Annotated in this window: 16 protein-coding genes; 4 read left to right on the top strand and 12 right to left on the bottom strand. The window is 45.5% G+C overall.

Annotation, left to right across the window (positions count from 1 at the left end; genetic code table 11):
• Positions 1 to 4: 4 nt before the first annotated feature.
• From GXP65_RS03195 to GXP65_RS03150, 10 genes are all read right to left on the bottom strand, one after another.
• Positions 5 to 490 carry a hypothetical protein gene (locus GXP65_RS03195; protein ID WP_162091977.1) on the bottom strand — a complete coding sequence of 162 codons (486 nt, stop codon included), beginning with the start codon at positions 488 to 490 and terminating at the stop codon, positions 5 to 7.
• Positions 490 to 1311: a carbohydrate ABC transporter permease gene (locus tag GXP65_RS03190; protein WP_162091976.1), complete on the bottom strand. Its 822-nt coding sequence runs from the start codon at positions 1309 to 1311 to the stop codon at positions 490 to 492. The genes GXP65_RS03195 and GXP65_RS03190 overlap by 1 nt, the downstream gene beginning before the upstream one ends.
• A 2-nt stretch (positions 1312 to 1313) precedes the next feature.
• Positions 1314 to 2189: a sugar ABC transporter permease gene (locus GXP65_RS03185; RefSeq protein WP_050918119.1), complete on the bottom strand. Its 876-nt coding sequence runs from the start codon at positions 2187 to 2189 to the stop codon at positions 1314 to 1316.
• Between the two features lie 22 nt (positions 2190 to 2211).
• Positions 2212 to 3459 (bottom strand): extracellular solute-binding protein, encoded by a 1248-nt coding sequence (locus GXP65_RS03180; RefSeq protein WP_162091975.1) that lies wholly within the window; start codon positions 3457 to 3459, stop codon positions 2212 to 2214.
• Positions 3460 to 3466: 7 nt separating this feature from the next.
• The gene (locus GXP65_RS03175) at positions 3467 to 4456 is read right to left on the bottom strand and encodes a LacI family DNA-binding transcriptional regulator (RefSeq protein ID WP_005433808.1); all 990 of its coding nucleotides are present in this window, start codon (positions 4454 to 4456) and stop codon (positions 3467 to 3469) included.
• A 97-nt stretch (positions 4457 to 4553) separates the two neighbouring features.
• Complete coding sequence (locus GXP65_RS03170) at positions 4554 to 7925, bottom strand: cellobiose phosphorylase (protein WP_162091974.1); 3372 nt, start codon at positions 7923 to 7925, stop codon at positions 4554 to 4556.
• A 17-nt stretch (positions 7926 to 7942) separates the two neighbouring features.
• Positions 7943 to 9067, bottom strand: a complete 1125-nt coding sequence (gene ugpC / locus GXP65_RS03165) for a sn-glycerol-3-phosphate ABC transporter ATP-binding protein UgpC (protein WP_005433806.1) — start codon at positions 9065 to 9067, stop codon at positions 7943 to 7945.
• Positions 9068 to 9208: 141 nt separating this feature from the next.
• Complete coding sequence (locus GXP65_RS03160; protein WP_079402488.1) at positions 9209 to 10162, bottom strand: hypothetical protein; 954 nt, start codon at positions 10160 to 10162, stop codon at positions 9209 to 9211.
• Between the two features lie 14 nt (positions 10163 to 10176).
• Positions 10177 to 11511 (bottom strand): membrane protein, encoded by a 1335-nt coding sequence (locus GXP65_RS03155; RefSeq protein WP_038889429.1) that lies wholly within the window; start codon positions 11509 to 11511, stop codon positions 10177 to 10179.
• Between the two features lie 355 nt (positions 11512 to 11866).
• Positions 11867 to 13180, bottom strand: a complete 1314-nt coding sequence (locus GXP65_RS03150; RefSeq protein ID WP_038889430.1) for a MipA/OmpV family protein — start codon at positions 13178 to 13180, stop codon at positions 11867 to 11869.
• A 273-nt stretch (positions 13181 to 13453) separates the two neighbouring features.
• On the opposite strand from GXP65_RS03150, the gene GXP65_RS03145 reads away from it, so the two are divergent.
• Entirely contained in the window at positions 13454 to 15496 is a 2043-nt protein-coding gene (locus GXP65_RS03145) for a M4 family metallopeptidase (RefSeq protein WP_162091973.1), read from the top strand.
• A gap of 50 nt (positions 15497 to 15546) precedes the next feature.
• Here GXP65_RS03145 and GXP65_RS03140 read toward each other — a convergent pair whose 3' ends face one another.
• A complete protein-coding gene (locus GXP65_RS03140) occupies positions 15547 to 17358 on the bottom strand; it encodes a ricin-type beta-trefoil lectin domain protein (protein ID WP_162092055.1) in 1812 nt (603 codons plus the stop codon).
• A 334-nt stretch (positions 17359 to 17692) separates the two neighbouring features.
• Here GXP65_RS03140 and GXP65_RS03135 point away from each other — a divergent pair, with 334 nt between their 5' ends.
• The 3 genes from GXP65_RS03135 (at position 17693) to GXP65_RS03125 (ending at position 20590) form a co-directional block, all read left to right on the top strand.
• Complete coding sequence (locus GXP65_RS03135; RefSeq protein WP_162091972.1) at positions 17693 to 18043, top strand: hypothetical protein; 351 nt, start codon at positions 17693 to 17695, stop codon at positions 18041 to 18043.
• A gap of 22 nt (positions 18044 to 18065) precedes the next feature.
• Positions 18066 to 20006 (top strand): alkaline phosphatase D family protein, encoded by a 1941-nt coding sequence (locus GXP65_RS03130; RefSeq protein ID WP_162091971.1) that lies wholly within the window; start codon positions 18066 to 18068, stop codon positions 20004 to 20006.
• 143 nt (positions 20007 to 20149) lie between these two features.
• Complete coding sequence (locus GXP65_RS03125; protein ID WP_005433825.1) at positions 20150 to 20590, top strand: TerB family tellurite resistance protein; 441 nt, start codon at positions 20150 to 20152, stop codon at positions 20588 to 20590.
• A gap of 202 nt (positions 20591 to 20792) precedes the next feature.
• On the opposite strand, the gene GXP65_RS03120 is transcribed toward GXP65_RS03125, so the two are convergent.
• A complete protein-coding gene (locus GXP65_RS03120) occupies positions 20793 to 21323 on the bottom strand; it encodes a 3'-5' exonuclease (RefSeq protein ID WP_162091970.1) in 531 nt (176 codons plus the stop codon).
• Positions 21324 to 21381: the final 58 nt, after the last annotated feature.

The raw sequence follows: 21381 nt of genomic DNA, 5'->3' as shown, positions 1-21381 counted from the left end.
CTACCTATATCTCTCTTTGTTTGTAACGTGGGAAAGCTTCGCTCAGAAACTCCGTCATCTCTTCGTACAAGGCAATATCACCAGATTGCTTCGCTAAGAACCTCAACTGATCTGCCGCGGTAGGTACATAACGTGAATCGAGCTGAACGTATATCTCGATGAATTCCATCAGTTGTTGCTTGCTTAATTGCTCAATGATCTGCTTGGGCTTCTCCAACGATTGATAATAAGCATCGGGTCTTGGACCCAAAGTCGAGCTACGCCAGGTATCGAGTACCTGTTGGTAGCCGCCAAAGTATTCGTCTTCAATTCTCAACTCTAACTTGTTCATCCCTTTTAAAGCGGTGATCAAATTTCCTTTCGAATACTGTTCCTCTGCATAAACGAAGTACTTCTCTGAGAGAGAATACGCCTTCATCCACGCAGAACCGTATGCGATGAGGATGACAGACACTAGTGCAAGGAATTTCATTCTTGTTGACACTTTCATTACTTCACTCCTACCCCAGTAAATGCCTTAATAAAGTTCTTCTGAAGACAGAAGAAGACAATGACAACAGGCACCGCAATCATGGTCGTCATGGCCCATAGTTGCTCTAGATTGGTTCCCGGAACTTCTGTTTTGAAGTTGTACAGTGCTAATTGGAGCGTCATTAACGAGTCATCTCGAACGTACAGCAGTGGCCCCATGAAATCGTTCCAAGCGCCCATGAAAGTTAATATGCCGACGGTCGCGAGCGCTGGTCGCATCATAGGAAGAATGATCTTGAAGAAAATACGAAGTTCGCTTGCTCCATCGATTCGAGCGGCTTCCAAATAAGCGTTATCGATCTGCTTCATAAATTGCACCATCAGGAAGATGTTGTAAGCACTGATTGCCCCCGGAATGATTAACACGCGATACGTATTAATCCAGTTCCACTCGTACATCATCATGTAGGTTGGAATGGTGAACAAAATTGCTGGAATCATCATCGAGCCAAGAATCACCTTAAGCCAGAACTCGCGCCCCGGTAGGTTTGTCTTCACAATCGAATAGGCCACCATGGAAGAAAACAGCGTGTTTAAGAAAGTCACCGTTACCGAGATAAAAATCGTATTGAAGAACACTCTTCCTAAGTTGACCGAATCAAACACCTTGATGTAACCGGTGAAAGACCACTCTTTCGGCAAGCTATTTGGGCTGTGCATGATTTCTGGCCCAGTTTTAAAAGAGTTGATCACCATGTAAAAGAACGGATACAACACGATAATAGCGGCAACGAAAAGTGTGCCATAAATAAGTAAGTTTCTTTTTCTATCAGCGTTCATGATTAATCTTCCTTACTGGTGATCTTTAACTGCATCATGGTCAGCAGGTAAATAACGCAAGCGAGCATCAGGCCAATGGTTGAGGCTTCACCCATCTTCATTTGCTCGAAGCCAGTTTGGTAAAGGTATAGAACCGGAGTCAGTGCCGATTGATACGGCCCGCCATTCAAATCAAAGTTCATGAACACTTCTATAAACATCTGTAAACCGTTGATAATGTTCATGGTCATAACAAAAATGATTTGTGGCATGATCATCGGTAGCGTGATTTTCTTAGTTTTTCGCCACCACGACGCACCATCAATATCTGCCGCTTCAAACAAAGACTTGTCGATACTCGCAATACCACCGAGGAAGATGATCATTTGAACACCAAACCACTTCCATGCGCTAAATACAGCGATGATTGGCATTGGTAACCACTCTTCAAACTTCCAGAACACGGGCTCAGACAGCAAACTGCTGCTCACCATGGAGTTTTGAATCGGCCCTGATGGCCCAGAAACAAAGTCGAAGATGATCATTGCAACGGTAATGGACGTCACAACTGGAATAAACATGATGGTTCTGAATAAGCTCGATAGAAATTTAATTTCATTGAGCAGCAGAGCGAGCCCCAGACCAATCACAAAACTCAATGAGACAAAGATGACTTGGTTAAACACCACGTTAAACAGTGACTTCCAGAACAGGAAATCGGTCACAACGGTAATCCAGTTCGTTAATCCGATGAACTTGGTGTTTTCTGGCATTAAGATATTGACGCTCAAAAAACTGCTTTCAAAAGATAGAAAGAACGGATAAATCAAAAAGACGGCGAAATACACTATCCAAGGAGCAAGGAATAGGTAGCCTGTTATGAGGTTATTTTTTTTCATAGTTCCACTTAGACCTATCACGTTATTCATGGATTAACTGTTCGGCTTGCTTGGTCGCAGCTTCTACGGCTTCTTCAGGCGACAAATCTTGCTTAACGACCGCCTTTGAGTATTGCTCTAGAATGATGCTCGCCATATCTGAAGCCAGTGCAAACGGCTCGTTTAGCTTCGCATTTGGCAGTTGTTCAACAAACGGTTTCGCTTCAGGCGTGTTGTAATACGGTCTCTCTTTCAGGGCAGAAAGAGTCGGTAATTGCCCTAACGCCATGTTCGCTTTGTGGTTGAATTCCTCTTCCATCATCAGTTGTAAAAACGCCCAAGATAGTTGCTCTTTCTCGACGCTATTTTTGAAGATCATCAACGCACGACCATCTAGAGTGGAGTAAGACGTCCCGCCTTCTTTTAGGGTTGGGATCGGTGCTAAGCCAACATCCTCACCCACCACCATAGGCTTGCCTGCTGCTTCGGTCAGGTTCGCTTTCCAGCCAAAACCGAACTGTGGCCACATGCCAATGGTGCGAGAGAAAAAGTTCTTCTCCATCGTAAGTGGTGCAAACTGCTGGGCTTTCGCCATGGTTTCAAAAAAGAGTGCCAGCTGAGCTTCTTCTTTGTCGAAGACAGGATTAGTGCCGAAACGGTTAAGCAAGCCGTACTGACCGTCATTAAAGTTGTAATACATTTGAGCTAGCATGCTCCAGTACCAACTTCCCCATGACAGCGCTTCATTCCAGAAAACCGTGCCATAAACAGGGCTTCCGTCAGCACGCGTAGGGAGTTGGCTGATCTTCTCAGCTGCATGTAAAAACTCGTCCCACGTTTTTGGTGGATTCTCTGGGTCTAACCCCGCTTCGACAAACAACTCCTTGTTGTACAACATGAGCGTTGTTGTCGCATTCCATGGAATGTAATAGCTACGACCATAGTTTTTCTCCATGAATACTGGATCGATCCGTTCCGCAAGCTCTTCAAAGCCATCGAACTGCTCAAGGTAGGCAAGCTTGCCCATTTTGGCGTATTTGGCAGGCTGGTAACCAAATACCCCTGCATAAAGGTTTGGAACGTCCCCCGCGGCCATACGGGTTTCAAGGTTGTCATCGTTAGATACCACGACATCAACCTCTGGGTATCGTTTTTTGAACTCAGGAACAAGCTCGGAGCGGACAAAGTCCATGTAGTTCCCAACCGGGGTCATGACTTCAATTCGGGTATTTTCTGCGAGCGTCACTTGCGAACTCAGCGCAAGCACACATCCAATCAACCACTTTTTCATAACTATCCTACAGAGTTTCACGTAAAATTAATGACGTTGGCAAAATCGTTAATGCCTTTAGGCTTTCCGGCTTTTCATCAAGCGCGCTGATCAAGGTTGATGCAGCCAGTTCTCCCATCCCCTCTTTTTCGTGGGTTATCGTGGACAAACTCGGGATCATTAACTCTGCCATTCGTATATCGTCAAAACCGACGAGCTTCATTTCTGAAGGGATGTCTATGCCATATCGTTTCGCCGCGCGAATAATGCCAATCGCCATCTCATCGTTGGCGGCAAATACTGCATCCGGTCTTCTTCCTTGTTCGAACAACTCACTCATTTGCTTGTAGGCAGTCTTTTCTGTGAAATCGCTACGAATCAAATGATGATTGCGAACAGGAATGTTGAAATAACCCAATGCGGAGATATAACCATCCAGTCGTTTCTGACTGTCATAGGAGTCATCAGGACCAGTAAAAAAGTAAATGTCCTGGCATCCTTTCAGCACCAACTCTTTAGTCGCACTAAACGCACCACCAAAGTTATCAATCAAGATGTTGTAGATATGAGGAGCGGTGAGCTCTCGGTCTAAGACGACCATTGGAAAGTCAGGGCCAGCAACAGAAGCTAGGAAGTCACTATCGAATGAGTTGGTCAGAATAATGGCACCATCCACCACACGATCACGGATGTATTTGTGCGCGGTTGAGTTTTCATTACCGTACATACTACAGGCAACCAAATCGTAGCCTTTTTGATGGCATACCTTTTCGATACCTTTGACTAACTCGCTGTAAATAGGACCAAACCAGTAGTTCAAAAACAGTCCTACTGCGTAGCTTCTTCGCTGCTTAAGTTGCTTAGCATTCGTATTAGCCACGTAGTTCATTTCATTCGCAATATTAAGGACATGCTGTCGTGTTTTTTCACTGACACGATTGCAGCCATTCATTGCGTACGATACCGTCGCAATAGAAACATTGGCTTTTTTCGCTACATCTTTAATGGTCACTTTCATTGACGTCTTTTCCTTTTGAGGCTTACCACTCTCACTTCCAACACTTGGTTTACTTCACGTCGGTTTATAAGGGCTCCATTACAGAGCCCTATAAGGTTTAGAGCGTGATATACAGAGTGTTATTTTCACTCTCCAATCGTGTCTCTAGCCATTTGCGCGAAATACGTGCACCACCAGTGCGGTAGCGGTTTTCCGACAATTCAAACGGAACCACCTCACCGTTCAGGGTGATCGCTTTCGGTGTATGCATCGCTTCTTGTAAATCAATCACTAACTTGACTGGTTTGCCATCAAGCTCGAACTGAACATTGGCTTGCCCAACGCGAGGGGAGATAACCGGATCCAGCGTTAAATCGTTCTCAGAGAAACGCACACCAAATACGTTGGTGATTAACTGGTTGACATAGATACCCGGACCGCTTGAATAAATGCGCCAACCGCCCTTCACAGCCACTTCACCCGCTTTAACTTTGCCAAAGTTGTCATAAGCCGTCGGTCGGTCGTTAAACTTCGCGTCCGAGCTTGAGAAATACGCGTTTGATTGACGTAGTTCTGCGTTCGGCACGTGATCTTGGATGCCAACAGGGATGATTTTGTATAGGTTATCGAATACCGCTTCGGCATCGCCTAGCTTACATAACGCTTCGATAAATCGAATATGAGCGTGACAATATTGCAGGCCAACTTCACGGCCTAGGTTTGCGGCAAGCTCAGCGCGTTTGAAGTAGCTTTGTTTACCCGCTTTGTATTCAGCCATCTTGTCCATCAAGCGAACACCATCAGGGTGCACAAGGTTTTTCTTAATGATCGCCATGTGCGACTGAGCCATTTCAGGCGTAAACACTTCTGAGATGATTGAGCGACTCGCTGGCAGTAAGCGATAGTTGATGCCCGTTTTATCGTCAGAAGGATGCAATAGATGCTCGATCTGCTTAACGCCACCTTGCTCATCACGGTCAAAATGGATAAAGCCCGCGATCACGTCATCTTTGATTAAATAATGGTGATAGTCGTGCTCCATTTTCTCAGCAAGATCAGTTAGGGTGGCTGAGAAATCTAGATGCTCAGAGCCCTGTAGTGCTTTTGCCATTGCCTTCAACGTTTGCAGGGTCAGAGGAATCGTCCAACCACTTACCATGTTTTCTCGTAGAGATTGATTCGCCGGCTGCAGCGTGTCGTCCCAATCGCCATCGCCATAACAAGACAACGACGTACCAGGGACAAGGTTATCAAGCATGTGTTGAACCTGGCGCTGAACGTGATGCATAAGTGAGTACGTCTGCCCCGTTCTTTCGAACCCTGCCTCTGCGAGTGTATATGGAAGCTCAACATTCAGGATGCTGACATCGCCAGTCGTGTTGATGTAATCAGCCAGTGCTTTTAGCGGCCAAACCACGATATCGCCATGCGCATCTTCCTGCTGGATTTTGGCGTAGTGATCGAACATAAACCACTGAGGCCAAGTGCCTGTCTCAAGGTATTGGTGGCGATAAATCTCTTGCAATACCGCTTTCGCTTTGCCGTATTCTTGCATCGACATAAAGAGCTCAAATGGCCCCTGCGATACGTCACGAGTGCCCCATGCCGCGCCTGAGTACTGCTCTAGACCGTGCGGTGTCGAGTAGTGCACAAGTGCGTTGTGAGTAAACCAATCTAAACAAGTATTGATGCGCTGACTGTTAAGTGAATCTTGGCTAAAGTCGACTTTAAAGCCTTTTGTCAGAGTTTGAATACCTTGTTGGTACTGCTGCTTCTCGACGTCAAAGTCGATGAACTGCGCTGTTGTGTCTAACTCACCAGTTTGGCCACCAATCGCAATAGATACTGCGTTGTCTAATGTTGCTTTAAGGACTAAGAACTCGGCAGACTCGCTTTCTGCACGGGTAATGACCTCTGCTTCCACATCAGTACCAAATACTGAGATTCCGTAACTTAGTTCTGGCATGAACTGATCAATAAGCTCGTCATTGCCCGTAATCGTGAAGAGATCGCCTTGACGTTCAATAGTCACCTTCCCCTCACCTTCGTTGTTTCCAAAAACAAGCTGGTGCGAGACTTTGATTTCAAGCGGTGCTTCTATGCCATGCTTTTTGATTTCAAGTTGGATGACTGGGCTTTGAGCGCTCGAAAACGACAAGATTTCAAGGTAACCGCCAAATAGCTTATAAATCCAACGCGAGTAGTTTTGGCCTGTTTCGTACGCTGAAGGCATGCCTAGAGCTTGGAATGCATTATCGACTTTAACCCAGATACGTTGGCCGGCATGCGTAAATTGGTTAAGTGGGTTACGGCACACACCCAACAACTTGTTAAACGACGTATTTCCTAGAGTCAGTTGCGAGTTGAACACACCACCAATGTAGTGAGTCGAGCTCATGATCAACTGCTGATAATCTTGGTTATTACCAGAAGCAATAACGTGGCCTGTCATGCGTTCTAGGTGTTTTTCCTTTTCAGGCAACGTCACGTAATGATTGTCACCATAGAAAAACGACAATAGCTCACCATCTTTGGTATCCACAAATGAACGTTCAGCACTGAAGAACTGTTCGATTTCAGTTTCAGAAAGCTTTTCACCTATCAAGTACGCAAACTTTGGCGTATGACGGTGGCTCAATGGTTGACGCTGTGCCTCGTCACTAGTTGGTAATGCTGCGTGTAAATCTGTAACCGTTTCAATAGTTAGCGGATGTCCTGTATTGGATTCCGGACAGTGTGGCGTGACAACGCCATAGAAAACGACAGATTCCACTTCATTCTGATTCAGAGCAAAAGCCTCGCTTTGAAGCGCAACATAGCCCATTTCATACTGGTACTTTTCGTTCGCTAAAGTGTCTGAACGCAATGCAACAGCTTCGCCCGTCAACTTGTATTCTTTACCAAAGAACTGGAAGCCATCCGTGCTGTAGCCCGTTACTGGAGATAACGAGCCAATTTGAATGCGAGGATTGCCCGTCGATTGAGGCAAGTTTTGGCGGCTGCACACCACGTAACCCTGCTCACCTTCAAAGATTTGGTGGTCTAAATATTGAGAACAGTACAACTCATTCGTTTTGACTGCGCCTTCCTCTGCCAAGCCAACATCTTGACCATAAATCAGGTCAAAGCTCAGAGTCTCAGAAGAGAGGTTCGTTACGTTAACTTCATAGAAGTAGGCGCTTGTTCCCGCTTTTAAAGTGACGGTTGCTTCTAGTTCATCTGTTGTTGTCACCCACTGCAGTGAGCCATCCGCATGCTTAAACGTTTCAATATTGTTATTAAAAAAAAGCAACGGCGTAACTTTGAATTCACCGTTACTTTTAACACGAAGAAATACATTCGAGATTGCCATTTCTGATTCTGGCGTATCGAACAAAGACACCATAAGACGACCACTGCGAATTGTGCCTAGCACGCCATCTGAGTTGAACGTGATATTTAGGCTTTCGTCGCCAACGTTCATTTGTGGTCCTGGTTGAATGTGGTGCATAAAGCTTTACTCCAAACTTATTTTGAATCTGTGTAGTGGATATTTTCTTGAGAGGCATCGTCGAATACGTGACACTTTTCGACTTGCAGTTGGATGTGGCAATGGCTTCCTACTTCAGGGGTTTTCTCTGTATCGAGCAGCTTACAAACCATTGCTTTATCGAAAATGTTTACATGTAAGTAGACTTCAGAACCGAGCTCTTCTTTCGCTTCTACTTTTGCTGGTAGCGTATGTTGATTAGCTTGTTCAGCAACGGAAAGATGCTCTGGACGAATGCCTAGGTGGATACGGTGCCCCACCCACTCAACCGCCTTTTCTTGGTGAGCTTTTGATAGTGCAATGGTGTGTTCATTGAGTTGCGCACACACCACGCCATTTTGTTCAACGAGCGTGCCTTCCAGCATGTTCATCGCTGGCGATCCAATAAACTCAGCAACAAACTTGTTTTTTGGCTGGTGGTATACGTTCATTGGAGTATCAACTTGCATGATACGACCTTGATTAAGAATGCAGACCCGATCGCCCATCGTCATCGCTTCGACCTGATCGTGGGTCACATAAATCATAGTGGCGGGTTTGCCCGATTCTTGTAGCTGGCTGTGCAAGCGAGTAATGCGACGACGCATTGATACACGCAGTTTCGCGTCTAGGTTTGAGAGAGGTTCATCAAAAAGGAAAACATCTGGGTTTCTCACCATCGCGCGGCCTAGCGCGACTCGCTGACGTTGACCGCCTGACATCTGCTTAGGTTTGCGATCCAACAACTCTGTGATTTCCAAAAGCTCAGCTGCTTTAGCCACTCGTTGCTCTATCTCTGCTTTTGGTTTCTTTGCGGTCTCTAAGCCAAAAGCCAAGTTTTCATAGGTCGTCATGTGCGGATACAGTGCATAGTTTTGAAACACCATTGCAATACCACGATCTTTCGGAGGCAAGTCATTACACTTGCGGTCCCCGATAATGAGCTGACCATCAGTGATGCTTTCTAAACCCGCAACCATTCGCAACATGGTGGATTTAGCGCAACCTGATGGCCCAACAAGCACCATGAATTCGCCATCTTTAATATCTAAGCTGACATCATGAATAGCGTGGAAGCCGTTGTCATAGACCTTATTTACGTTTTCTAGCGTTACTTTCGCCATGATTCTGCATTCCTATTTCTAAATGCGTTCACTATTTGATGCACTCTTTCCCTTAAAGCATGATCAAAAAATAGTGCATATGGGTTGAGAATGGGATATCCACCAGCGATGGGTACCCCATCATTGATTAAATTGTGCCTCTTAGAATTTCCATACAATGCCAACTTTAGAGAACCAAACCAGCTGGTCACCCGTCCAAGGTGCAGGGTTTGCGTGACGATCCTTAACTTGAATATCCGCTAAGAAAGAGAAGTGATCATTGATAGGTAAATCGGTGTATAGCGCATAAATATCGTAGTCAAAGTGGTCACGGTTATTTGGATCCGAGCCCATATCCAACGTGCCTCGTTCATAACGCAACTCTAGGTAATTGCCGTTATCAAAGTTGAACTGGACTAAAGGTTTAACGGCAAATTCGGTGTAGTTGAAGTCGTTGTGTTCCTCTACGTAAATCACTTTCGCACCAATATTGATACCGTTGTCTAAGCGGTACAGGTACAAAGGCTCACTCTCGATAAACGCGCCGCGACTTCCGGCACCTTGACGTTCATCTTTGTAACCAAGCTCAGCGCTTAGGTGTAAGAAATGTCGCCCAAAGCTCAGATCAATCCCAGGTTTCACCATGTATTTATCGTAGTGCCATTCGCCGATGGTTTTTTCATACGACAGCATTAAGTTGTATGCTACGTTATCGTTTTGACGCCAGTAGAAGCTTGGGATCAACTCAGAATAGTTACTGAGACCCGTACTCTCACCACCACGACTGTGATGTATCTCTTTCAGTACATAACCCATACTGAAGTTATCCGTAACACGCGTAAAGCCGTCCGCATAGATGTAATGAAGCAGCTCTTCATCTGGCTGATTTTCATTGTTTACGCGTTCGTATTCGATGCCGGTAAGTGCACGAGTTCTTGGAGATGCGTCACTGCTCTGTGCAGATTCCGTTTCCAGAATTAGCTCTCGATATTCATGGTCACTCCATAGACCAACTTCTATTTCCTCTTGAGCTTCTTCGGCTAACGCAGCGCATGGAAGCGCAAGGCTCATTAAAGGAAGTAGACTTGATAGTTTCACTGCTTTTCTTAAGTTCACGATTCAATACCTATCTAGTTGTTGTTTGGTTCGAAGGTTTCGTACATATCAACAATCGTTGAGTAGTAGTCTTTGCTTTCTAAATAGGTGCGCACATCCTTATTAATGGCTGGCGATAAGAAAGCGCCAACAAACATTCCCTGATCAAGTGATAGAATTTTCGTGGAAGTCTCACCCTTAGCGTTGACCGCGTCGTACCAACCGTAAGGAGTTTCAAGCTGCGGGTAGAAATCGATAAGTCTATTCAGCAGATTCACGGCCTCAAATGGCTTAACCATGTAAGAGAGTGCTAATGCGTGGGGTGTGCCAGTCTCGCCCCCTTCGATGTCATTGTTAAAGCGCACTTTGGACTCAGATAGTTGCGGAACACCAAATGCGGCGTAGCCATCATCAACAGTCGCCGCAGAGGAAACGAACGGAATTTGGTTATGAATAGCGTGATACTTTTGAACCTCAGTCATGTCTTCGATGATAGAGAAATCAGGCATTAGAGCTCGCTCTTCCAACCAAATCATAGAAAGCATGCCTTGGAAGTAAGCACCGTCCCATGTCAGCATCGGAGTCAGCTTTTTACCATTTAGGTAGTAATCATGGGTGTACAACTCCATGTTACTGAAAGCCGTCTTCGGTACCGATTTTTCAGAGTTCTGAGTGATTAGGTGCGCCCAAACAGGAGCCAGTCGGCTTTCATTGGCTTTACGATCAATATGGTAAGTAAGTGGTGCGTCAGTTTTGGTAGACCAGCCTGAGTAAAGCAGGCCTTTGTCTTCATCGTAAAGTTCAGACCAACCCTCAATTTGGCTGTTAAATATCGCCTCAACCTTACCAACAACTAACTGCTCTTGTTTCTGTTTGGAATCAATGTACGCCCCCGCGACGCCGGCTAAAGCAAACGCCAAGTTAGCGTTATCAACTGCCGGTACGATTCCATCTTCGTTTGGTTTTAGTTGGTCACCTTCAATGTCATAAGGCCAGTAGAATAAGCCTTTCCATGTTGGTGCTTTAGCGAGTGCATCCAGAGTTTCATGAATACGAATTAATGCATCAGCATTGCCATTTTTATGCGCTTCAACGAGGACATTGAGGTACAAACCAATCTCAGTCGTATTAACATAGTAGTCGTGCTTAATATTCCCCTCTTTATCGACGAAAATCGTGTCGTAGGGAACTTTGGCTTTTTGGTCAACACCCACACCGTCGACAAAAAAGTCTAAGTTGTTCTGTAAGTGCTGCTCAAATCCTACCGGATAGAGTTGTGGATTGACGGTAAGTTCAGTGATTGTGACATCAGCGAACGCGGACATGCTAACCATTAGGGTAGAGGTAGCTAAAAGGCTTTTTTTTATCATTGCTCGTATCGACCTTTGTATATAAACGTTTCACCACGGATATTCCCATTGGAGAAACATTGGTCGCAATGTGGCTTTTAGTCTTTTGTGATTAGGGCGCTGCTGAACACATTCGACATGCTTAAACCTTTAAGCATTTAAGCGAAAACATGTGAGAAATCTATCAAGAACGTTAATGGGAAGAGGATATGAAACAGGTGCAGAAGTTTGAGAAACAACAAGCCAAAACGCCGATTCTGCCAGTCATCTCAACTAGAAAAAATGGAAAAACGCAGAGATAAAAGAAAAGGAAATGTGGGCAAAAAGCCAAGCCTTTCTAACAATATAAAGGCTTGGCTAATTCATCTAGCTGCGATTAAAAATCATACTGGAAGTAGATGGTATTGTAGTTACTGCCGCCTTTGATACGACCAAACTGAGAAGCACTCTCGAAAATTGCACTACGGTGATGCAACGAATAACCAACCCACATGTTTTCCCAATCTTTCTGGTTAAACAGATCGCCTACATTCACATCAAATGAGAAGTCGAGATAGTTCAGCAAATTACTTGCGGTGTAACCTTTCTCTTCCATCTCAGTTCCTTCGATGTAGGTGATGTTATCGATGTAAGACATACCCTCTGCAACACCGAAACGCCATTTGGTCGGCCAATTAAAGGTGTAGTAAGCCTTAATCGCCATCACATACTCAGTACTGGACGATTGAACCTCCGATGACCAATGGTGGACCAGACCTGGCGTTAAGTAGATATCAATTGGGAAGCCGAAGATTTCATCCGTCAAAGGGTGTCCGTAGAATAATGACGTTAGCTGGTTGTTGTATTCATCCTTCTCGGCATTAAATTTGAAAATATCGCCGATATTGGAAGGCGTTGCCCAACCGTGAGCGACACGCAGATACGGACGGTTGCTCAACTCTGATTTGCGAGCCTTCCCTTTGTCATTGAAGAAACCGAAGCCAACAAAGACCTCACCTTGGTAGCGGTCTTCAACAATTTGGCTATTGTAAGCTTCACTGTCTAAGCGCGTGACGCTGGTTTCGCCAAGTAAATACAGGTTCGAGATAACATGGTAACGCGCCTTAATGCCTAAGTTAGCATCAATCCCTGCCCCAATTTTCTCGCCCGTTACTTCATCAAACGAGTAATAAGTGCTGTTGAAGTCGGCGTCTTTATAACGAATGGTAAAGGAAGGTTCCAACTCCCAGTCGCCAAACTCGTAGTTCGCCGCGATACGGTAGTTAGAATGAAATTGAAATTCGTCATCCGTCATAACTTCGAATTCTGCGCGCCAGTTCTCGTCAAAGTTGTAACGAATTTGGCCACCGAAATCGACGCGGTCGCCCTCAAAAGCGTTTTGAACTGATTTAGGAATATCAACAAAGCGCAAGCGCATGATCGCACTCGCACGCCAGTCGGAGTCGTCCTCATCAAACAAGAACACGCCACCTTCAAGACCATCAATGTAAAGGTGTTCATTCTCAAAGAACATCATTGGTACAAACGTGCTTACTGTCGAGTCATCGTCAGCTGTATAAAAAGGAATCGCAGCAGTGCGGTACATCGCTGCAATACCCCACTCTTGTTCTGCATGCTTCGACTCAGCAAATGCGGCTCCGCTTAGCAATAAGCCCGAGCATACTAGTGATGTTCCTAGTAGGTGTTTCATAACTCTCCTATGTCGCTGTAATTAGAGACAGTATTCAATCACAAAGAGTATATCTGACTTTACCCGTCTATCGGTTAAAAATTCCTACAGGACTACGTAGCGTTACTATAACCGCACATATTTTAGGCGATTTATAAATTTGTTTTGAATTAACCTCAAATATTCAACCAATTGCACTTACGCATTTCTGGGTTTTATCTTTAATCTGCAATCGCATTTTTGCAATGAATACATACACATAAGAAAATACACAATCATAATAAAAGGTTAATTATGCGAAACGTCACTTTATTATCGCTTGTCCCTTTCGCGTTCGCCTCGCAGGCAGCACAAATTGTGGAACACTCTCAAACTGACCTCTCTGAAGCACTCAATATTGCTGGTGAATCATCCTACATGCCAGCAAGTACCGAGCTGAGCTATCAAAACATCAACCGCGTAGAAATTGGCCAACAAACGCTCGTTCGTAAACAGCAGTTGCACTACGGCGTACCTGTCTACGGCCACTCTGTCGTCGCAGATCTTTCCGCAAAAGGCTTTGCTCAATCGATTGACGGCAATGTCGTGGTTGGGATCGATAACGACTTGGACTCAACGCTACCAATGATCAGTGCCAACCAAGCGATTGAGATCGCAACGGGTACTGAGCAAGGTTTTGCATCTAACGAGTCTCCAGAGAATGATGCTCGTGCGGAACTAATGGTTTGGCTTGACGAACAAAATACTGCGCACCTTATCTACAAAGTCGATGCGGTTAAGATTGTGAATCTGCGTCCCTCTCGTCCTATCACGCTGGTCGATGCAAAATCAGGAGAGGTCATGGACCAATGGGAAGGTCTTGCTTTTCTTGAAGCAGAAGGCCCAGGCGGCAACCAAAAAAGTGGCCGTTATTACTTTGGCCCAAATACTAAATTTGGTGGATTTCAAGTTGACCAATACTGTCAGATGAACAGTGATAATGTCGAAACGATCAACATGAACAACCAACAGTGGGGTGGTCAAGTTCATCGCTTCAACTGCAACGTGAATAACTACCGAGAAATCAACGGGGCATACGCGCCAATGAACGACGCACACTACTTCGGCCAACGTGTGTTTGACATGTACCGTGAGTGGCTTGGCGCACGTCCTATTCAACAAAAACTCACTATGCGCGTTCACTACGGCTCAAACTATGGCAATGCGTTTTGGGATGGCCGTCAGATGACCTTTGGTGATGGCAACAGCTCTATGTACCCTCTTGCGACTTGGGATGTTATCGCACATGAAGTCAGCCACGGTTTTACCGAGCAAAACTCAGGGTTGGAATATCGCGGCATGTCTGGCGGAATGAACGAATCATTTTCTGACGTCGCTGCTGCTGCACTTAGCCAATACGTGCATGGTAGCTTCAACTGGAAGATGGGTGAACACGTGATGAAATACTCGCCGGCAATGCGTTACTTCATCAACCCAAGTCACGACGGAGCTTCGATTGGTCACGTGAACCAGTACTACCGTGGCATCGATGTTCACCACAGCTCTGGTATTTTCAACAAAGCCTTTTACCACCTAGCGACAAGCTCAGGCTGGAGCATCAAAAAAGCATTCATGGCTTACGCAACGGCAAACCAGTTGTACTGGACGCCAAACTCAACCTTCCAGCAAGGTGCAGAAGGCGTATGTAAGGCAGCGCAAAAGCTGGGATATGAAAGCTCCGCTGTCACGTCTGCGTTCTCTCAAGTGGGTGTTCAGGTGATGAACTGTGAAAGCGGTCAACCTAATCCAAACCCGAACCCAAATCCAAACCCTGGACCAGACACTGGCATGACAGAGCTTTCGCTCAACATGCCTGTCGCGATCCAAAGCAACACGGCAGGTGAACAACAGTTCGTTCTGCGCAGAACCTCTAGCGATGATGTTTGGGTACAAACTTACAATGGCTATGGTAATGTGGAACTTTATGTGGCAATTGATCGCCCAGCAACACCTTCAGATTACGACTGCTCATCGACCAATATGGGTAATGAAGAAGCGTGTGGTTTTGGTGGGATTCAAGGTTCAGACATTTATGTCACTGTAACAAATACGCGGAGCGCTTCTGATGCCTACCTTGCCGTCAGTGAGGCATACGGAACGCCACAGCCAAACCCAGAACCAGAACCACAAGACCAGTGCGCATCTCTGCAAGAGTGGTCACCTTACACTTACTACCCTGCTGGTTCTTCAGTGAAGTATTGGGGCAACCGCTTTGTTGCAACACAAGATAACTGGGGAGCAGACCCTTATCAGAACTACTGGTTCTGGACATTTGAAGGCAGCTGTAACGACTATTAAGCAATGATAAAGAGAGCCCGCTACGATAGCGGGCTCTGTGTTTGTTGCAACTATTCCAAATACCACTCACTGCCTTGTACATCGGCTTCAACAAGCCAAGTGCGGTCATTCCACTTCAACGCATTATCAAGACGGTTCTTTATCTGCCCACCTTCCCATCGCCATTGTTGGGTAGGAAAATCGCCACACTGCTCAAGAGTAATCTCAATGCCTTGTTGATCAAGGCACAACTCAGGAATGCTTCGACTCACAAGCTTTCCTGCAGACGTTAACTTCCACTCTTGGTTATCTCCACTATGACAACGCCAACCAAACACTCTTGAGCCCTCTCCTGATGCGCTGTACTCCACATCAAGACACTGCGAGCCACTCTCCGTGTTAGTTTTTATTTTTTTCCATCCACCTTGGTCATCTTGCTTACTTGACGAAGCGGCAAACAGAGCTTCGACAACTGCTGTCATTGGCTGCGTGTAACGAGAAGCACGCGGCGCTTGGTACTGCCAGTTCTGGGGAATCGGCAATGACATATCCCACTCGCCGTAGCCATCGTAGTATGATTTTGCCACCGCCATTGGTGTTGGTGTCCAGAGGAAGTCTGGGTGACGATTTTGATACCACTCCCCTCCAATCACTTGTCCATTTGCATCGATTTCAAGGTCGTAGTAATACGTCACTCGTGATACGCCATCATAACGAGGCATGTCAGTCGAACGATGCGTAGGGTTAGTTTCAACCATGTATTCAACTTGCATTTGAACACCAACAATGGAAGCTGCGCGACGTGAGCGATATGTAGAGAAACGATCTTTGTCATAAGATTCTAAGCTGATCATGACATCTGCAGGGTCGGAGGCCGAGTGGTACGTTTGCGGATTAAAATATTGCAAGTTGTAGCCTAAAACAGGCTGGTTCCAAACTTGATAATCGTAAGTAGCATCCATGATCAAGCTACGGCCAGATAACCCCAACTGGTTTAACACCGCTAAGTGCCAACTGGCTGGGTTGGTGTCATTACAGTCCGGTTCAATCACTCGCCCATTTTCATCTTTTGCTGGGTTCTTTATGTTGCATCTCCCCCCAATAAAACGAGTTTCAAACGGCGCTTCTGCCCACAATAATGTCCCAAGTGCTTTAATATCTGAAGGGTAAAATTTTAAAGGTTCACCGTTAGCATCTGGCACAGTGACAGATTGCGTCGGCCTAGGAAGCATATACGCAGCCGCAGCCCAGCCATGGCACAGTCCCATCCAGCGTTCTACACTGCCATTCGATTCGTAGTACCCTTTGCCAGAATCCCACGAACGTTTTGATAGCGTAAATTGAGTATCCCCCACCAGCAAATCGTATTTTTCTGCCGGAGATAAATCCTCTCGATCCTGTCCTTGAACCGAGACTACCGGTTTTTGAATGTGCGAAAAGTCAAAATACTCTTGCCAATTACTCGCACTGAGCTCCCTGTCGCCATAACGCCAAGCAGCAGCACCAGAATACAGAGGCCAGTAGGTGTCAGACCAAGGTTGTACATCAAGTCGTTTGAAGTTTGGTGTCTGACGGTGTAACTCATCGAGATTGCGAATCAGGCCATTTCCTAAATCCACCAAACGTGCTGGATTGTCATTATTAAGGTTCGCAGAAAATGAGTGAGGAGATTCTGATGTCGCTCTCTTTATAATGGCATCGCGCACGGATGCTCGAATGGATTCCGATTCTTCAATATTAATGATGGGATACGTGTCGCCCTCCTTTTGGGGTAACTCGTTCATCACTTCAGTTGGGTTTTCATGAAAAGCACTCATGAAAACTTCAATGTTATTGTCAGCAGCCATCACCCCAAATGCGGGGGAAAGACAAAGTAAGGTCATTATTCGTTTCATTTCGGAACTCTATTATACGTCAGTTAAATTTATTATCGATAATCATTCTCATTATCGAATGGTGACGTAGAGTGCTTAGTTCCCGCTATGAAATCAATCAGCACATCGGACCAATCATTCGATTCGTGATTCCACCTATGAAGATTTGTTGGATTTATCACCAAATTTATTTAAAGCGAAACTTATCGATAATTGCGCATTTGCCGGGGCTAAAGATGTGATGACAATGCAAGCAATTAAGACTCCACAATGATTAAATGGCTTAGTTTTTTCCCATTTCGCCGATACAATAGAAAACCAATGATCAAAGCCGCAGTGAACCGTGAAAGCATCTGAACTCATCACCATAATCAACAACTTGCCTGAAGGTAGTAACCCCGATATCGTCATGGGAGAAGAATGGCTACCTGAGCGCTTGGAAAGCACCACACTCGATGGTGACATGCTGTTCATGCACTTCGATAACGCACCAGAATATGGCCAAGGCGAAGAAGAAGGCCGTGGTTTTGTTGACCATGAAATTGACTTGATTCGTACTCGCCTACAACAAATCCTTGATGAAGATAGCGATAGTGCGTCAAAAGCCGATGCCATGTTAGGTTTGTTTCTGATGGGACATGAACTTAGCAGCTCACAAGTTATCGAAATACTCGAAGAAGATTCAGAACACTGATTTAAAATAATAGGAAACCGCTTTGCCAACATCGCTCAATACCAACGAACATCCCTCTCTTCCCCTAATTATTGCCGGTCCGATTTTGAGAAAAGTCACCGCAACGGAAGTGAACATTTGGTTGGTGACAACGCAACCTCTCGAAGGATTGGTTGAAATCAGCGATGCTGGCACGGGTGAGCAATACTATTCTCAGCCTGTTTCAAAAGAGCATCTATTACAAGTCGGTAAACGTGCTTGGGTTTGCATGCTGACGCTGCAAGACGAATTTCCTACCCACCGTGCACTGCGTTATCAGCTCCATACTCAATCCGGTTTGTTAACCGAGTTGATGCCCCATCTTACCTATGGCGAAGATAAGCAGTCAGCACAAGGTGTGGAATTCTTGATCAGCGAGAAAGCTGATTATGTATTGCACGGTTCTTGTCGTAACCCACATCATTTTAGTAAGGACACACTCGTCCAAGCAGACGCTAAAGTTGCTAGCCAGCAGATAGAAGACCGCCCAGATATGCTGATCATGAGCGGCGATCAAATCTATGCCGATCATGTGGCGGGGCCAATGCTGGACGCCATCGAACAGTTGGTCGAGTTATTGGGCTTACCTGACGAAGAGTTCGAACAAGCGCCGATTAAAAACACGCAAGAGCTGTATCAAAGCCCAGATTGCTTTTATGGCCGAGATAACATTCTGCCCCACTACGTTGACGATGGCAGCTTACTGAGCAAGTTCTTACCTCATCGTGGTACGCCCATCTTCAGCTCGCGCGAATGTGAAAACCATCTCATTAGTTTTGCTGAACTGTTTGCGATGTACCTACTCGTTTGGTCTCCAGTGCCTTGGACGTTAGTCAATCGCGAACGTTTATTGGATAGAAAATTCACTACGGGTGGGAAAGCGCTAGAGCCCAAATGGCAGCAGCATTGGCGTGACGAGAAAGTTCACATCGATGCTTTTGTTGAAGGTTTGGATAAAGTCCAACGTTTGCTCGCTCACGTTCCTACTTACATGATCTTTGATGATCATGACGTGACCGACGATTGGAATCTCACGGTTGGCTGGGAAAAAGCAGCCAATGAGAACCTCTTCTCGCATCGCATCATCGGTAATAGCCTGATCGCTTACTGGCTGTGCCAAGGTTGGGGAAACGCGCCAGAAAAATTCAACGCCCCATTTATGGAGCATGCGCTCCGCTACTTTGAAGAGCTCACTTCAGAATCCCAAGACGAGTTCATTAAGTACCTCTATCGCTTTGAAGATTGGCACTACACGATTCACACATCACCAAAAGTGGTAGTGCTGGATACGCGTACTCGTCGCTGGCGTTCAGAATCTCGTATGAACAAACCGTCAGGCTTAATGGATTGGGAAGCCTTGATTGAATTCCAACAAGAGTTGATGCATCAAGACAAAGTGATCATTGTCTCTGCCGCGCCCATGTTTGGTGTGAAGTTTATTGAAACGCTGCAACGCATCATGACGGGCTTTGGTCAGCCATTGCTGATTGACGCAGAAAACTGGATGGCGCATCCGGGCAGTGCGAATACCTTAATCAGTATTTTCACTCACACCAAGACACCAACTAACTTCGTGATTCTCTCTGGCGACGTGCACTACTCTTTCGCTTATGACATCAAGTTGCGCTTTCGCCGCAATAGTCCAAACATCTATCAGATCACTTGCAGTGGGATTAAGAACCAATTTCCTGCACAACTGCTGAGCGCATGTGATGCTATGGATCGCATGTTGTATAGCCCTCGCTCACCTTTGAACTTGTTCACAAAGCGCAAGCGTTTGAAGATTTTTAAACGCGCCCCAAGCCATCACAATTTCTATCGATTGGTGAACCAAAGTGCGATTGGGGAGCTGAGACTAGATGAAGATGGAAAGCCAAGTAATATCAGTATATTAACAGGCGAAGGTAACTCAATATATTTCCCCCCAACACAAGTTGAGGAATAAATCAGCGCTTTTGCGGTCAAACAGAGTATTGAGCAAAATCACCTTCTCAATCGTATGAGTTCTTGATCGAATTGCTTCAAGACCTTGAGATTTGCTCGAACCATTACCATCTTAAATAAATAGATAACAGCTTGGTGTTCAACATGTTTAATTCGCTTACTTCATTATTTAAACAACTTATTGAAGGCTCAGACCTTAGCCAATCCAACACACTGTCACCCAATATGGCGATAGCATGCTTGCTTTGTGAAGTGGCGGGTGCAGACCATCAAATCGATGAAAGAGAGCAAGCAACCAAACGTTCTTTGATAATGAAATTGCTCTCATTGACGGAAGAAGAGACCAACACCCTCCTCGCTCAGGCTCAAAGTAAATCGAGTGAGTCGACTTCCCTTTATGACTTTACATCTCAGCTGCGTGAGCTTTCTCAAGAAACCCGCTATGAGCTCATCAAGAGTATGTGGGAAGTAGCGTACGCTGATGGAGAAGTTGATCCGTTAGAAGATGCCGTCATTCGTAAAACGGCCGAACTGCTCTATGTTGACCACAGTGACTTTATTCGAGCGAAGCTGCAATCTCAGTAAAGCAGCCTCAGGATAAGTAACAACTAATAAAAAACGCGCTACATGAGCGCGTTTTTTGTGTCTCTATCTTGGATTCAGCCTAAACAAATCGCCTTTCCTTCCAGAGCCAAGCCAACATTGTTGTTATCTATTAATAACTAATTTAGTGCTGGCTTATGACGAGAAGACTGAATTCCAATGAAGGATTAATGAAAGCCTAGGTTTACAGCATGGTCAGTGCAAGTTTCGCTAAGTTGTACGCATCCACGTAACCCGAATGCTGGCGGCCTTCCCACTCAATACCTTTCACTTCTTGTGCCGCTTTATGGCCAATACGTTTGTCTTTAAGACGGTTTTGAATGCGGTACAACGTCGCTAGGTTAATGAACTCGGTAAACGGGGCATCAATGCCCTTTTGTTGACACTCTTCTAGCAGAATAAGATCATCACGTCCCCAAGACGCGTAAATCTTGTTACGACCGCCGAAGTTCTTTAGCATCGACTTGAGCACTTCTTCTAGTGGTCGACCTTGTTTTTCAATCTTACGAGGCGTGATACCGGTTAACTCAGCACAGAACAGAGAGACTTCATCATGCTCTGGTTTCACGTAGTATTGCGCGCGTTTTACGATTTCACCTTTCGACAAATCTATTTCAGCCAAACCAACTTCAATGATCTCGCCCGTGCTACCCACGCCGTTTTCATTCCAGCAGCACATTTCTAAATCGAAGCAGACGATACGGTTATGGTTCATAGTTTGTCTTGATTCCTAACGTAAATTTGAAAGCGTGAGATTCTACCGTAACCAAACT

Source organism: Vibrio sp. LB10LO1 (assembly GCF_010092875.1).
Classification (GTDB): domain Bacteria; phylum Pseudomonadota; class Gammaproteobacteria; order Enterobacterales; family Vibrionaceae; genus Vibrio; species Vibrio campbellii.
The sequence above is the reverse complement of the archived record's forward strand: the minus strand, read 5'-3'. Positions and strand labels throughout refer to the sequence as shown.

Excerpts from the sequence above, each read along its gene's own strand:
- GXP65_RS03155 (WP_038889429.1), bottom strand. The coding sequence starts at position 11,511 with ATGATAAAAAAAAGCCTTTTAGCTACCTCTACCCTAATGGTTAGCATG.
- GXP65_RS03140 (WP_162092055.1), bottom strand. The coding sequence starts at position 17,358 with ATGACCTTACTTTGTCTTTCCCCCGCATTTGGGGTGATGGCTGCTGAC.
- GXP65_RS03125 (WP_005433825.1), top strand. The coding sequence starts at position 20,150 with ATGTTTAATTCGCTTACTTCATTATTTAAACAACTTATTGAAGGCTCA.
- GXP65_RS03195 (WP_162091977.1), bottom strand. The coding sequence starts at position 490 with ATGAAAGTGTCAACAAGAATGAAATTCCTTGCACTAGTGTCTGTCATC.
- GXP65_RS03175 (WP_005433808.1), bottom strand. The coding sequence starts at position 4,456 with ATGAAAGTGACCATTAAAGATGTAGCGAAAAAAGCCAATGTTTCTATT.
- ugpC (WP_005433806.1), bottom strand. The coding sequence starts at position 9,067 with ATGGCGAAAGTAACGCTAGAAAACGTAAATAAGGTCTATGACAACGGC.
- GXP65_RS03145 (WP_162091973.1), top strand. The coding sequence starts at position 13,454 with ATGCGAAACGTCACTTTATTATCGCTTGTCCCTTTCGCGTTCGCCTCG.
- GXP65_RS03185 (WP_050918119.1), bottom strand. The coding sequence starts at position 2,189 with ATGAAAAAAAATAACCTCATAACAGGCTACCTATTCCTTGCTCCTTGG.
- GXP65_RS03170 (WP_162091974.1), bottom strand. The coding sequence starts at position 7,925 with ATGCACCACATTCAACCAGGACCACAAATGAACGTTGGCGACGAAAGC.
- GXP65_RS03180 (WP_162091975.1), bottom strand. The coding sequence starts at position 3,459 with ATGAAAAAGTGGTTGATTGGATGTGTGCTTGCGCTGAGTTCGCAAGTG.
- GXP65_RS03190 (WP_162091976.1), bottom strand. The coding sequence starts at position 1,311 with ATGAACGCTGATAGAAAAAGAAACTTACTTATTTATGGCACACTTTTC.
- GXP65_RS03120 (WP_162091970.1), bottom strand. The coding sequence starts at position 21,323 with ATGAACCATAACCGTATCGTCTGCTTCGATTTAGAAATGTGCTGCTGG.
- GXP65_RS03150 (WP_038889430.1), bottom strand. The coding sequence starts at position 13,180 with ATGAAACACCTACTAGGAACATCACTAGTATGCTCGGGCTTATTGCTA.